Genomic DNA, 12,100 nt, shown 5'->3' with positions numbered 1-12,100 from the left:
CCCGGTGACCACTTCGAGGCCCGCTCCGGGCACCGTGTGCCAGGGTTGGACCGTGCCAGATGCAACGCCCCCCGGGCCCCCACCCGGCCCCCGCGACCCCGGCGACGCCTGGGCGGTCGGCCCCGACGGCACCAAGGCGTGGGGACGCTTCGGCGCCGCCGGCCTGCTCGTCGACGACGGCGCCGGCCGCGTGCTCCTGCAGCACCGCGTCGAGTGGAGCCACCACGGCGGCACCTGGGGCATCCCCGGCGGCGCACGGCACCAGGGCGAAGCAGCCGTGACCGCCGCCCTCCGCGAATCCGCCGAGGAAGCCGGTGTGCCCGACGACGCGATCGCCCTGCGCCACACGGCACTGCTCGACCTGGGGTTCTGGACCTACACGACCGTCGTGGGGCGCGCCTCCCGACCCTTCGAACCCGTCATCGCCGACCGCGAGAGCCTCGCCCTGTCGTGGATCCCGATCGACCAGGTCGACGACCTGCCCCTGCACCCCGGCTTCGGCAGGTCGTGGCCGGCGCTCCGCGCCACGGTCGCGACCGCACCGCACGTCGTCGTCGATGCGGCGAACGTCGTCGGCAGCGTGCCCGACGGCTGGTGGAAGGACCGAGCCGGCGCCGCGTCACGCCTGCTCGCACAGGTGTCGGCGCTCGCCGCGGGCGGGGTGTCCGCATCGTTGCTCGAACTGCCGTTCGCCCGGTGGTGGCCGCGGTGGACCGTGGTGCTCGAGGGGGAGGCCCGGGCCGCTGCGGACGTCGCCGACACGGGCGGTGTCGACGTCGTCCGTGCTCCGGCATCAGGCGACGACGCGATCGTCGAGTCCGCGCGGGCCGCGGTGCAGGCCGGCGACGGGCCGGTCGTCGTCGTGACGGCCGACCGCGAGCTCCGCGACCGCGTCGAGGCCCTCGGCGCGGTCGTCCACGGGCCGTCCTGGTTGCGCGACCAGCTGTAGCCGCCACTCGGACCGCCGTGTTCCGGATGGTCGCGGAGCGGCCGTCGGTCGCTGCCGGTACGCTGGCCCTCACGTCAACGGAGACGCAACACGCAGGAGGTTCCCCTTGGAGCGCATCACCAGGGCCGACGACCGAGTCCACCGCCCCGCCGGGCCGTGGACCCCCACGGTGCACCGGCTGCTCGCCCACCTGCACGAGCAGGGGTTCGTCGCAGCCCCCGAACCGATCGCCCTCGGTGACACCCTCGAGACGGTCTCGTTCGTCCCCGGTGTCGCGGGGGAGTACCCCTGGACCGAGGACATCGCCAGTGAGGCGGCCCTCGTCACCAGCGCCCGCCTGCTCCGCCAGTTCCACGACGCCGCCGCCAGCTTCCCGCGCAGCGCCACCGACGACCTCTGGTCGCAGGCCGACCGTGCTCCGGTCGAGACGATCGTGCACGGCGACTTCGCCCCGTACAACTGCGTCTACGACGGCATCGCCGCCGTCGGCCTGATCGACTTCGACACCGCGCACCCCGGGCCCCGCGTCTGGGACGTCGCGAGTGCCGTCTACCGGTTCGCGCCGTTCACCACCGGCGCCGTCGAGGGATCGACCGCCCCCGACCTCGACGAGCGGCTCGCACGGGCCGCCGAGTTCTGCCGCGCCTACGCCCTCGACGACCGCTCCCGGAGCGTCCTGGCCGAGACGATGATCGCGTCCCTCGTCGCGCTCGTCACGACGATCGAGCACGAGGCCGCCGCCGGCAACCCGAAGTTCGTCAGCGACCTGCAGCACGGCCACGCCGACCTGTACCGCGCCGACGTCGCCTACCTGGAGCAGCAGGCCGACGCCGTCACCGCCGCCGTCGCGTGACCACCAGCCCCGCGCGGCTCCGGACGGCGCGGTTCGCGGCGCAGGGCATCGCGGCGCCCGGGCTGCGCCCCACCGAGGTCGTCGAGCGGATGCTGGCGGTGCAGGGGCAGGACCTCGGTCAGGTGCTCTGGGCCATCGGGGTCCGCGCTCCCGGATCGACGCGGGACGACGTCCGCGGTGCCTTCGACCGCGGGCAACTCGTCCGCTCGTGGCCGATGCGCGGCACCCTGCACGCCCTGCGCCCCGACGACCTGCGCCTGCTGCTCTCGCTCACCGCTGAGCGGACCCTCCGCACGATCGCCCGACGCGCCGCCGAGCTCGGCATCGACGACGCCCTGCTCGGTCTGGCCCGTGAGGCGACGATCGCGGCCCTCGAGGGCGGCCGTGCGCTGGTCCGGGACGACCTGTTCGCCGCGTACCGCGCTGCCGGCATCGACCCGGCCGGAGGTCGCGGCTACCACCTGGTCCTGCAGCTCGCGCAGGAACGCCTCGTCGCCTGGGGTCCCACCGCCCGCGTCGGGCAGGGGCTCGTGCTGCTCGACGAGTGGGCACCCGCCACCGCTGACCCGCCGGACCGCGACGAAGCCCTCCGCCGGGTCCTGCTCGGGTACCTGCGGGGCCGTGGCCCCGCGACCGAGGCCGACGCCGCGAGCTGGACGAAGCTGCCGCTCGGTGACCTCCGCCGGGCCCGAGCCGTGGCGGGGGACGCGGTCGAGGACCTCGGCGACGGGCTCCTCGCCCTCGCCGACCGGCCGGCAGCCGCGCGCGTCCTCACCGGGCACCTGCTCCCCGGCTTCGACGAGTACCTGCTCGGGTACGCCGACCGGTCCGCGCAGCTCGACCCCGCCCACGCCGACCGGGTCGTCCCCGGGGCCAACGGCGTGTTCCTGCCGATGGCCGTCGTCCGGGGTCGCGTCGTCGGCACCTGGAAGCGCACCGAGCGCCGGGGCGAGCACCTCGTCACCGTCACACCCTTCGTCGCCCTCGACGCGTCGTCCGTCCGTGTACTCGAGGCTGCGGCCGCGCGGTACGCGGCGTTCCTCGGAGCTCCGGTCGTGACCACGGTGGTCTGACGCGACCACCTGCGGACCGTGTGCCGACGGTCCGAGACTGCACCGGCACGGCCGCCCCGCCGCTGGCGCGTCGGTGCGGAACCGGCGGCGTGGGCCCAGACCGTACCCAGCAACCATGCGGCGGACTCCGACACTGCCTCCGGTAATGTCGCAGGGCCATGACGGACAGCCCGGCCGACGCCACCCCCTACGAAGTCCTCGGCGTCCCCGCGACGGCTGACGACGACGCGCTCCGTCGCGCCTACCGGCGGGCGGCCCGCGAGACGCACCCCGACCTCGGCGGCGACGCCCATCGCTTCCGCCAGGTCCAGCTCGCGTGGGAGCGCATCGGCACGCCGGAAGCCCGGCGTGCGTACGACATCGGGTCCCGGGCGTCGGCTTCGTTCGGTGCTTCCGGCTCCACCGGCAGGGGCGACACCGGTCGCGACGCCTACGCACCCCCGGCAGCGCGTCGCGACACCCGCCCCCGGGCACGGTCCCACGGACACCCCGGTGGTCGGTCGCGCGAGGTCTTCCTGCAGGCCGAGCGCGAGTGGGTCGGCCTCGGCGACCCCATCGAAGACCCCTACGACCCCACGCTCATCCGCTCCGCACCCCGGCACATCCGACGGCTGCTCGCCGATGCCCTGGCCGAAGAGGCGACCGCCCTGATCGTCTCCGACATGGGGATCGGCGTCACGGTGTGGCACGACCTCGACGCCGGGGCCGAGGGCAAGCTCGACCACGCCGTCCTGACCCCGAGCGGACTCTGGGCCGTCGAGTCCATCGACTGGGGCGCTCCGGTCCGCGTCGAGCACGGCGAGATCGTCGGCGAGACGCTCGCACCGGGGGAGCGACCCGTCAAGGAACTCGTCCGCGCGGCCCGCGCCGTGCAGAAGCAGACCCGGGTTCGGTTCTCCGGGCGGCTGCTCGTCGTGCCGGACGCCGCCGTCACCGAGGACGTGCAGCTCGTGGGCTCCCCGAAGAAGCCCACCGCGCTCGTCGTCCGTCGCAGTGCGCTCGCCCAGGTGCTGGGCGGCGTCTGGTCGCCGGCCGGATCCGTCGACGTGTTCGAGATCCGCGACCGCCTGCAGCAGACCGTCCGCTTCGTCTGATGTCCGCGTCGCACGTCGTGGTCGAGATCGGCGGCTGGGAGCACGAGTGCTGTGGCCCGGCCGTCGAGATCGGCGACGCCGTGGAGTACTGGGTCGTCTCCGCGGACGGAGCACGGCGGTTCGGCGAGGTCCGACACGACTCGGAGCGGACGCAGTCGATCCGTGGACGGGTCGTCGAGCTGTACGCGGTCGGCCGTGCGGGACGGGTGGCGATCGAGCGGGTGCCGAGCGGTTCGGCCCTGTGCGGTTCCGACGAGGACGACGACGGTCACCTCGAGGCCCGCTGGACCGGGCAGCCGGTCACCGTCGAGTGGGACGGCGAGACGGAGTTCGAAGTCGTCATCGACCCGTTCGGCAAGCCGAAGCGTCAGTAGCCGCGGAGCTTCTCGAGGTCGCGGCGCTCCCGCTTGCTCGGCCGTCCGGCCCCGCGGTCGCGCATCGGGACGAACCCGGCCTCTTCCTTCGACAGCCGCGGCGGGGTCTTGTCCTCGAAGTGCTTCGCGGCCTCGGGGGCGCTCGTCCGCTTCAGGATGATGCCGGTCACCACGACGATGCGGTCGAAGCCGTTCTGGCGCACCCGCACCTCGTCACCGGGGCCGATCGGCTGCGCCGGCTTCGCCCGCTCCCCGTTCACCCGGACGTGCCCGGCCTTGCACGCGGCAGTTGCGGCCGACCGGGTCTTGGTGATCCGGACGGCCCAGATCCAGCTGTCGACCCGGGCCTTCTCCATGCCGACACTCTAGGCGGCCCGTACCCTGGGGCGGTGCATGCGGACGAACAGGCTGCGATCGCCCGGGCCCGTGCGCTCGGGGTGCTGCACGACGCCGCGATCGGGGACCGCCTGGTGGTCCGGGCGCACCACGGGGAGGGTGCGCAGGACGCCCTCGGCGACCTGGTCGCCCGGACGCCCGCCGCCGTGACGATCGCGACCCGCCGCGGCCCGGTCGAGGTCCGGCTCGCCGACGTCGTCGCCGCGAAGCCCGTCCCGCCGCCCCCTCCCGCGCGGCCTGCGCGGCGCTGACGCGCTCGCCGCGTCTGGTGCGAGCCCACCCGAGCCACCCCGGCGAGCCGCACGCCCCCGCGCCCCGCTCCCGACATACGCTCATCCCATGGCAGTCCCCGTCCCGCTCGGCACCGAGGACCGCACCGCCCGCCTCACCCTCCGCCGCCCGGACTCCTGGCGCCGCGAGGACACAGCCCAGGCGGACCTGCGCGTCACCGGCGACGACGTCGTCCTCACCGTTCGATCCCGACCCAGCGACCGCGCGATCGGCGACGAGAACACCGGCCTGCTCGCGCGGCTGCCCGGCTCGGTCGAGGGCCTGCTGCTCGTCGGCTGCGACCCGTGGACCACCGCCGGCGCCCCGGCCCGGCTGGTCGAGTACGTCCGGCCCGACGAACACGGCGACGTCGCCGGCACCCACCTGCTCTTCGTCACCGGTCGGCACCGCGTCGACCTGACGATCGAACGCCCGCTCGCCCGGCTGCTCGAGACCGACGACCTCGTGCTCGCCGTCCTCGAGAGTGTCCGCGCCACCGAGACGGTTCCGGTCCGCCCCGAGCGTGACCTCGAACCCCTGCCGGCCCCCGCCCCGACGACACCGCTCGAGGGCCCCCGGCTCAGCACGGACGCGATCGGCACCCTGCAGAGCCTCGCCGGACGCCGGTGGAACCCCACGCTCCTCCGCACCGCGGCGGGCCGCGAACTCATCGAGGCGGGCCTCGTCGGCCGGCTCGGCACGCTGCCGGAGTCGACCCAGACCCTGCTCGAACCCTGGCAGGGCGATGCCCAGCCGGTCACGCTGGAACAGCACCTGTCCGACGGGGGAGAGCCGCGCCTCCAGGCCTGGTCGCAGACCGTCGTCGACGGGACCGACGCGGCGGGCGCCGTGGTCGCGTCCGTCACGCCGGACCGGGCCGTCGCGCTGATGGCCGGGAGGCTCGGCATCGGTCCGACGTGGACCTTCCCGTTCCGCACGGGGTCGCTCCCAGGGCACCTGCTCGGCCGCAAGCTGGCCGGCGGTCCGGACGCACCGGACCTGCCGGAGGCCCTCGCGGAGGCGGACCCGCGCCTCGCGCGGTTCTGGGCTGCGCCGTGGACCGTCTCGTACCTGCGACGACCGGGCAAGCCGAAGCCGATCACGATCGTGCGGGCCGAGGGTCACGGATTCGCACGGGTGGGCACGACGAAGGCCGGGGAGACCGCCTTCCGGACGGACTCCCCGGCCAACGTCTACCGGTCGGTGGTGCGGGCGCTGCTGGGCTGAGCGCGCCTGCGTTCTCCCGCTACGCGGCGGGGCCGGCGCTCAGGGTGATCGTGACCGTCTTCGCGGCGCCGGTGCTGTCGGTGTAGCGGACACTCACCTTGTCGCCCACCGAGTGCGACTGGACGACCTTGGTCAGCTGGTCCGAGCTCGTCACGGCGGTGCCGTCGATGCTCGTGATGGTGTCGCCGGCGGTCAGGCCGGCGCTCGCGGCGCCGGAGCCCTCGACCGTGCCGGCGACGGCGACGCCGCCCGTGGTGCCGGTGGTGTTGCTGACCTGGACCCCGAGGAACGCGGGCAGCCCGATGGTGATCGTGCTCGACGACTCCCCGGCGAGGATCTTCTCGGCGATCGTCTTCGCGGTGGTGATCGGGATGGCGTAGCCGGTGACGTCGGCCGTGCCCGAGGACGCTGCCGTGGCCATGCCGACGACCTCGCCCTCGCTGTCCAGCACCGGCCCGCCGGAGTCACCGGAGACGATGTCCGCCGAGATCTCGATCAGGCCGGTCAGGGACTCGGTGCCGGTGCCGGACTCGCTCTGCACCTGGATGTCCTGGTCGGTCGCGGTGACGGTGCCCTCGGCGGCGACGAGGTTGCCGGTGCCCTCGGCGTTCCCGACGTCCTTGACGGTGTCGCCGGTGCTCGGCTCGCCGTCGTCGTCGAGCGTGACCGTGGACAGCCCGGAGGCGTTCTCGAGCTTCAGCACGGCGACGTCGTTGGTGGCGTCCGCCCCGACCACGTCGGCCTTGTACTCCTTGCCGGTGGTCTCGTCGGTGACGGTGATGCTCGTCGCGCCCTGGATCACGTGGTTGTTCGTCAGGATCGTGCCGTCGGAGGTCAGGACCATGCCGGTGCCGGCCGCCTGCGACGACTCGTCGTAGTTCAGGACGGTGTTGATGGTGACGACGCCCTTCTTGTCGGCGGCCGTCGCCGCGGTGGCGGGGGACTGGGTCGTGCCGGTGCCGGTGCCCGTGTCGCTGCCGCTCCCGGTGCCGTCGCCGGGCACCGTGAAGCCGTTCGTGCCGTCGCTGCTGCCCGTGCCGCCGGTGTCGTCGGTGCCGGATCCGGTGCCGGGCAGCGTGGTGGTGCCCTGCGACTGGCTCGACGTCGTGGTCGTCCCCTGCGAGGACAGGCCGAGGGCGGTACCACCGGCCGCACCGACGATGGCGAGCGCGGCGATGCCGGAGCCGATCATCAGCCCGAGCCGACGCGGTCGCTTCGTCGTACCGGGGTGGTTCGCGGTCGCCGCTGAGTACGCCCAGGCGTGGTTCGCGCCGGCGAGGGCCGGGCTGCCGATCAGGTAGGGGCCGCGGCCGTCCGGCGTGTAGGCGTAGGGGCCGGAGCCGTCGGGGCCGTAGAGGTAGGGACCGGAGCCGTCGAACGCGTACGCCGGGCGCAGGGAGGCCGGGTCGGCGTGCGGCGCCTCCCAGTGCATCCCGGGAGCCTGCTGCTGCGCGGCGGGGGTGCCGTTCTCGTCGTGGTCGGCGGCTGCGGGGTTCGGGGTCTCGTTCATCGGTGCTCTCCGGTCGTCCCTCGACGGCCCGGTCGGGCGTCGATGGAGACCAGTACAGAGCGCTTCCCCATGACGAGCCTATGAACGAACCCTGCGCACGCTCCGGGCTTGCTCGGGGGACGCCGAGTGGGGCCCCGGCGTTAGGGTGGCCTTACTTCCATGCCTCCGTCGACGTCCACGCCCCCGGCTCCCAGCTCCGTCCCCCGACTCGTCGGTGCGACCGTGCTGGCGGTCGTCGTCCTCGCCGTGGCGTGTGCGCTCTCGATCGCGTACGGCTCGCGGCCGATCCCGCTCGGCACCGTCCTCGACACGGTGATGCACCCCGGTCGGAGCGACGAGGTCGGGCTCATCGTGCTCGGCAACCGTGTGCCCCGCACCGTCGTCGGACTGCTCGCCGGGGCCGCGCTCGGGGTGGCCGGGGCGGTCATGCAGGGCGTGACGCGCAACCCGCTCGCCGACCCGAGCGTCCTCGGCATCAACTCCGGAGCGACCCTGGCCGTGGTGGCCGGGATCGCGCTCTTCGGCGTGAGCGGCACGGCGGCCTACCTGCCGTTCGCGTTCGTCGGGGCAGCCCTGGCCGCACTGCTCGTGTACGGGATCGCGACCGTCGCCCGTCGCGGCCTCTCACCCGTCGGACTCGCCCTCGCCGGAGCCGTGGTCGCCGCAGCGCTGTCGTCGGTCACCACCGCGGTGCTCGTGACCGACCAGAGCCTGCTCGACCAGCTGCGGTTCTGGCAGGTCGGTGCCCTCGCCGGCAAGGACCTCGGCACTGCGGGGATCATCACGGCGCCGGTGCTCGTCGGGCTGGTGATCGCGTTCGGTCTCGGTCGATCGCTCAACACCCTCGCGCTCGGGGACGAACTCGCGGCGTCGCTCGGGCAGCGGGTCGTGCTCGTCCGCGCCGTCGGCGGTCTGGTCGCGGTGCTGCTGGCCGGGTCCGCGGTGGCCGCCGCCGGGCCGATCGCCTTCGTCGGGCTCGCCGTGCCGCACGCCGTCCGCCGGCTGAGCGGCCCCGACCACCGCTGGACCATCCTGCTGTCGGCGATCGTCGCCCCCGCACTGCTGCTCGTCGCCGACGTCATCGGCCGCGTCGTGGCGTACCCGGGGGAGCTGCAGGTCGGCATCGTCACGGCGCTCATCGGGGCGCCGGTGTTCATCGCGCTCGTGCGGTCGAGGGTGGTGCGGGGACTGTGAGGCGGCTGTTCGGTTCCGTCGGGCTGCGCTCGGGACTTCGTCGTGAGGTCGCGGTGCTCGTCGCCGTGGTCGTGGTCGTCGTGGTGCTCGTCCTGGTCGGGCTCGGCGCCGGTTCGATCCCGCTCACCCCGGGCCAGGTGCTCGCCTCCCTGTTCGGCCAGGGGGACCGGATCTCGGACTTCGTCATCGGGCAGCTCCGCGGGCCGCGGGTGCTCGGTGCCGTCCTCGTCGGCGCGAGTCTCGGCATCGCGGGCGCGATCGTGCAGAGCGTCGTGCGGAACCCGATCGCGAGTCCCGACGTCATCGGGATCACCTCGGGGGCCAGTGCCGCCGGACTCACCGCCATCGTGCTGTTCGGTGCCAGCGGTGGAACGCTCTTCACGGTCGTGCTCGTCGGCGCGGTGGTGGTCTCGATCGTCATCGCCGGGCTCGCCTGGCGACGGGGGATCACCGGCAACCGGGTCGTCCTCGTCGGCATCGGTGTCGCGGCGATCTGCCTGAGCATCACCGGCTGGATGCTCACGAGCGGCACCGTCACCCAGGCCGGCACAGCGCTGCTCTGGCTCTCCGGCAGCCTGAACGCCGTCGACCGCGACCTGGTCGGGGTGCTCGCCATCGCGTTCGTCGTGCTCGGCGTGCTCGCACTGCTGCAGTCCGCACGCCTGCAGGTGCTGAGCCTCGGCGACGAGGTCGCCGCCGCGCTCGGACTCCGGCCGGACCGGGCGAAGGTGCTCCTGCTCCTCACCGCCGTGTGCCTGACCGCCGCAGCCGTCGCCACGGCGGGGCCGGTCTCGTTCGTGGCGCTGATGGCCGCGCCGATCGCCAGACGCCTAGTCGGCGGCGGACGGGTCGCACTCGCGCCGGCCGCAGCCGTCGGTGCCGCGATCACGCTCGGCAGCGACCTGCTCGCCCAGTTCGTGATCCCCGGCAACGCGCTGCCGGTGGGGGTCGTCACGGGCGTCGTGGGGGCGCCGTACCTGCTCTGGTTGCTCGCGCGGGGCCGGTGACGACGGGTCGCACGAGTCGATGACTTCGGGTTCCACGGGTCGCTGACGCGGCTCGTGCGTTCGCGGATCGCGGAAGTCCCTCCACAGTCCCAGATCGGGGCTGCCGCTCGGGCCTTCGTTTCCGATACGCTGGTGGGCCAAGAGGAGGAGGTCCACCGATGCCAGATCCAGTGGTCCCGCAGCCGGGCGGTCAGAAGACCCCGGAGCAGCGGCTGGTCGACACCACGCTGACCTTCAGCATGGACATGGGCGCGGCGCTCACCGCCGAGTCCGGTGTCTCGACCGAAGAACGTGAAGCCGTCAACGCCCTGCCCTCCGGCTCGGCGTTGCTCGTGGTCCGTCGTGGCCCCAACGTGGGTGCGCGGTTCCTCCTCGACTCCGACGTCACGACGGCCGGTCGGCACCCCGACGCCGACATCTTCCTCGACGACGTCACCGTGTCGCGCAAGCACGCGCAGTTCCTGCGCCACGGCACGAGCTTCAGCGTCAAGGACAACGGTTCCCTGAACGGCACGTACTTCGACGGTGTCCGCATCGACGAAGCGCTGCTCACCGACGGGGCCGAGGTCCAGGTCGGCAAGTTCCGCCTGACGTTCTACGCATCTCGGGTCGACCTGGCGCGCCTGGCGAACGCGTAGTGGCCGCACGGTCCGCTGCGGCCCGGGCGGGGTCCGCGGCACCGGACCTGCTCACCATCGGGCAGGTCCTCGCTCGCCTCAAGCCCGAGTTCCCGGACCTGTCGAGCTCCAAGCTGCGGTTCCTCGAAGAGCGCGAGCTCGTCACCCCGATCCGCACGGCCAGTGGGTACCGCAAGTTCTCCGCTGCCGACCTCGAGCGGCTCCGGGTGATCCTCGGACTGCAGCGCGACCACTACCTGCCGCTCAAGGTCATCAAGGAGTACCTCGCCGACCTCGATGCCGGGCGCGAACCCGTGTTGCCCGGCGGAGGCGACGCGCCGAAGCCGTCGATCCTCGGACGTGAGCGTCGGTACACCCGCGACGAGACGGTCCGGGCAGCCGGAGCCTCCCCGATGCTCCTCGCCGACGCGGTCTCGGCGTCGCTGCTCCCAGCCACCGACACCTACGGCGACGACGGCGTCTCCGTGCTGAAGGCCCTGGTCGAACTGCAGCGCACGGGTATCGAACCGCGACACCTCCGCACGCTGCGCAGCACCGCCGAGCGCGAGGTCGGTCTCATCGAGTCCGCCCTCATGCCGGTCTCCCGCCGGGGCGACGCCACCTCGCGGGCGAAGGCCACCGAACTCGCGCGTGAGATCGCTGGGCACCTCGAGATCATCCGGTCGAACCTCATCCGCCAGGCCATCGGTCGTCTCGACGCATGACACCGTCCGGTGCTCCGACGGGGCTTGTGTGTCAGTGGCCGAGGCGTATCCTCGACACGCCGGACGCGCCGGGTCGGATGTCCCGCGCGGGAGCGGTCGGAGTCGCTACCGTGGACCTCGGAACAACTCTCAACCCGTCGTTGAAGCTTCGGGTGGGAGCTCGATCGTCGTGGAAGGCAAGCTCATGAGTGGGAACGACACCCCTGGCACCGAGTCTGATGTGACCCGGTACGACCTCGGGCTGCTCTTCACCGATGGTCTGCCCGAGCACGACGAGCAGAACGGCTACCGCGGCACCGTCGCCGCACGGGCAGCCGGCATCTCGTACCGACAGCTCGACTACTGGGCCCGCACCGAACTCGTGCAGCCGACGATCCGCGGGGCCGCCGGCTCCGGGTCGCAGCGCCTGTACGGGTTCCGCGACATCCTCGTACTCAAGCTGGTGAAGCGCCTCCTCGACACCGGCATCTCGCTGCAGCAGATCCGCACCGCGGTCAACCAGCTCCGTGAGTCCGGCGTCTCCGACCTGGCGCAGACCACGCTGATGTCCGACGGCGCCTCTGTGTACCTGTGTACCTCCGACGACGAGGTCATCGACCTCGTGTCACGCGGCCAGGGTGTCTTCGGCATCGCGGTCGGCAAGGTCCTGCGCGAGGTCGAGAGCTCCCTGGTCGAGCTCGACGCCACCGCGGCGGCCGACCCCTCCGACGAGCTCGCCGCTCGTCGTGCTTCCCGCGCTTCCTGACCTTTCGCGTTCGGGTTCGGGCCCGGGTTCGGGTTCGGGTTCGGGTTCGGGTTCGGGTCCAACGGT

14 protein-coding genes are annotated in these 12,100 nt (G+C 73.2%); 12 read left to right on the top strand and 2 right to left on the bottom strand.

Annotation, left to right across the window (positions count from 1 at the left end):
• Positions 1-52 precede the first annotated feature (52 nt).
• The 5 genes from ABRP24_RS12155 (at position 53) to ABRP24_RS12135 (ending at position 4,343) form a co-directional block, all read left to right on the top strand.
• The gene (locus ABRP24_RS12155; protein ID WP_349848422.1) at positions 53-949 is read left to right on the top strand and encodes an NUDIX domain-containing protein; all 897 of its coding nucleotides are present in this window, start codon (positions 53-55) and stop codon (positions 947-949) included.
• A 106-nt stretch (positions 950-1,055) separates the two neighbouring features.
• Positions 1,056-1,802: a phosphotransferase gene (locus tag ABRP24_RS12150; RefSeq protein ID WP_349848420.1), complete on the top strand. Its 747-nt coding sequence runs from the start codon at positions 1,056-1,058 to the stop codon at positions 1,800-1,802.
• Entirely contained in the window at positions 1,799-2,875 is a 1,077-nt protein-coding gene (locus ABRP24_RS12145) for a winged helix DNA-binding domain-containing protein (RefSeq protein WP_349848418.1), read from the top strand. Before ABRP24_RS12150 ends, ABRP24_RS12145 begins: the two co-directional genes overlap by 4 nt.
• A gap of 158 nt (positions 2,876-3,033) precedes the next feature.
• The gene (locus ABRP24_RS12140) at positions 3,034-3,969 is read left to right on the top strand and encodes a DnaJ domain-containing protein (RefSeq protein ID WP_349848416.1); all 936 of its coding nucleotides are present in this window, start codon (positions 3,034-3,036) and stop codon (positions 3,967-3,969) included.
• Positions 3,969-4,343 carry a hypothetical protein gene (locus tag ABRP24_RS12135; protein WP_349848414.1) on the top strand — a complete coding sequence of 125 codons (375 nt, stop codon included), beginning with the start codon at positions 3,969-3,971 and terminating at the stop codon, positions 4,341-4,343. Before ABRP24_RS12140 ends, ABRP24_RS12135 begins: the two co-directional genes overlap by 1 nt.
• On the opposite strand, the gene ABRP24_RS12130 is transcribed toward ABRP24_RS12135, so the two are convergent.
• Positions 4,337-4,699: an RNA-binding S4 domain-containing protein gene (locus tag ABRP24_RS12130; protein WP_027465224.1), complete on the bottom strand. Its 363-nt coding sequence runs from the start codon at positions 4,697-4,699 to the stop codon at positions 4,337-4,339. The genes ABRP24_RS12135 and ABRP24_RS12130 overlap by 7 nt on opposite strands.
• Positions 4,700-4,732: 33 nt before the next feature.
• Between ABRP24_RS12130 and ABRP24_RS12125 the strand changes: the two genes are divergently transcribed.
• Together ABRP24_RS12125 and ABRP24_RS12120 are read left to right on the top strand one after the other, a co-directional pair.
• A complete protein-coding gene (locus tag ABRP24_RS12125; protein ID WP_231495650.1) occupies positions 4,733-4,990 on the top strand; it encodes a hypothetical protein in 258 nt (85 codons plus the stop codon).
• Positions 4,991-5,078: 88 nt separating this feature from the next.
• On the top strand, positions 5,079-6,236 hold the full coding sequence (locus tag ABRP24_RS12120; protein WP_349848411.1) for a hypothetical protein: 1,158 nt from the start codon (positions 5,079-5,081) through the stop codon (positions 6,234-6,236).
• Between the two features lie 19 nt (positions 6,237-6,255).
• Here ABRP24_RS12120 and ABRP24_RS12115 read toward each other — a convergent pair whose 3' ends face one another.
• Entirely contained in the window at positions 6,256-7,746 is a 1,491-nt protein-coding gene (locus ABRP24_RS12115; protein WP_349848409.1) for a trypsin-like peptidase domain-containing protein, read from the bottom strand.
• Between the two features lie 159 nt (positions 7,747-7,905).
• On the opposite strand from ABRP24_RS12115, the gene ABRP24_RS12110 reads away from it, so the two are divergent.
• The 5 genes from ABRP24_RS12110 (at position 7,906) to ABRP24_RS12090 (ending at position 12,034) form a co-directional block, all read left to right on the top strand.
• Complete coding sequence (locus ABRP24_RS12110; protein ID WP_083404249.1) at positions 7,906-8,940, top strand: iron ABC transporter permease; 1,035 nt, start codon at positions 7,906-7,908, stop codon at positions 8,938-8,940.
• Complete coding sequence (locus ABRP24_RS12105; RefSeq protein WP_349848407.1) at positions 8,937-9,947, top strand: iron chelate uptake ABC transporter family permease subunit; 1,011 nt, start codon at positions 8,937-8,939, stop codon at positions 9,945-9,947. Before ABRP24_RS12110 ends, ABRP24_RS12105 begins: the two co-directional genes overlap by 4 nt.
• A 158-nt stretch (positions 9,948-10,105) precedes the next feature.
• Positions 10,106-10,585 carry an FHA domain-containing protein gene (locus ABRP24_RS12100; RefSeq protein WP_051596676.1) on the top strand — a complete coding sequence of 160 codons (480 nt, stop codon included), beginning with the start codon at positions 10,106-10,108 and terminating at the stop codon, positions 10,583-10,585.
• A complete protein-coding gene (locus tag ABRP24_RS12095) occupies positions 10,585-11,289 on the top strand; it encodes a MerR family transcriptional regulator (protein WP_027465230.1) in 705 nt (234 codons plus the stop codon). Before ABRP24_RS12100 ends, ABRP24_RS12095 begins: the two co-directional genes overlap by 1 nt.
• 184 nt (positions 11,290-11,473) lie before the next feature.
• Positions 11,474-12,034 (top strand): MerR family transcriptional regulator, encoded by a 561-nt coding sequence (locus ABRP24_RS12090; protein WP_027465231.1) that lies wholly within the window; start codon positions 11,474-11,476, stop codon positions 12,032-12,034.
• The last annotated feature ends 66 nt before the right edge of the window (positions 12,035-12,100 follow it).

This window comes from Curtobacterium sp. WHRI 8282, from assembly GCF_040223925.2.
Taxonomy (GTDB): Bacteria; Actinomycetota; Actinomycetes; order Actinomycetales; family Microbacteriaceae; genus Curtobacterium; species Curtobacterium flaccumfaciens.
This window is presented reverse-complemented; position numbering and strand designations above follow the sequence as displayed.

Coding starts and splice junctions, on each gene's coding strand:
- ABRP24_RS12120 (WP_349848411.1), top strand. CDS start 5,079: ATGGCAGTCCCCGTCCCGCTCGGCACCGAGGACCGCACCGCCCGCCTC.
- ABRP24_RS12140 (WP_349848416.1), top strand. CDS start 3,034: ATGACGGACAGCCCGGCCGACGCCACCCCCTACGAAGTCCTCGGCGTC.
- ABRP24_RS12130 (WP_027465224.1), bottom strand. CDS start 4,699: ATGGAGAAGGCCCGGGTCGACAGCTGGATCTGGGCCGTCCGGATCACC.
- ABRP24_RS12100 (WP_051596676.1), top strand. CDS start 10,106: ATGCCAGATCCAGTGGTCCCGCAGCCGGGCGGTCAGAAGACCCCGGAG.
- ABRP24_RS12090 (WP_027465231.1), top strand. CDS start 11,474: ATGAGTGGGAACGACACCCCTGGCACCGAGTCTGATGTGACCCGGTAC.
- ABRP24_RS12110 (WP_083404249.1), top strand. CDS start 7,906: ATGCCTCCGTCGACGTCCACGCCCCCGGCTCCCAGCTCCGTCCCCCGA.
- ABRP24_RS12115 (WP_349848409.1), bottom strand. CDS start 7,746: ATGAACGAGACCCCGAACCCCGCAGCCGCCGACCACGACGAGAACGGC.
- ABRP24_RS12135 (WP_349848414.1), top strand. CDS start 3,969: ATGTCCGCGTCGCACGTCGTGGTCGAGATCGGCGGCTGGGAGCACGAG.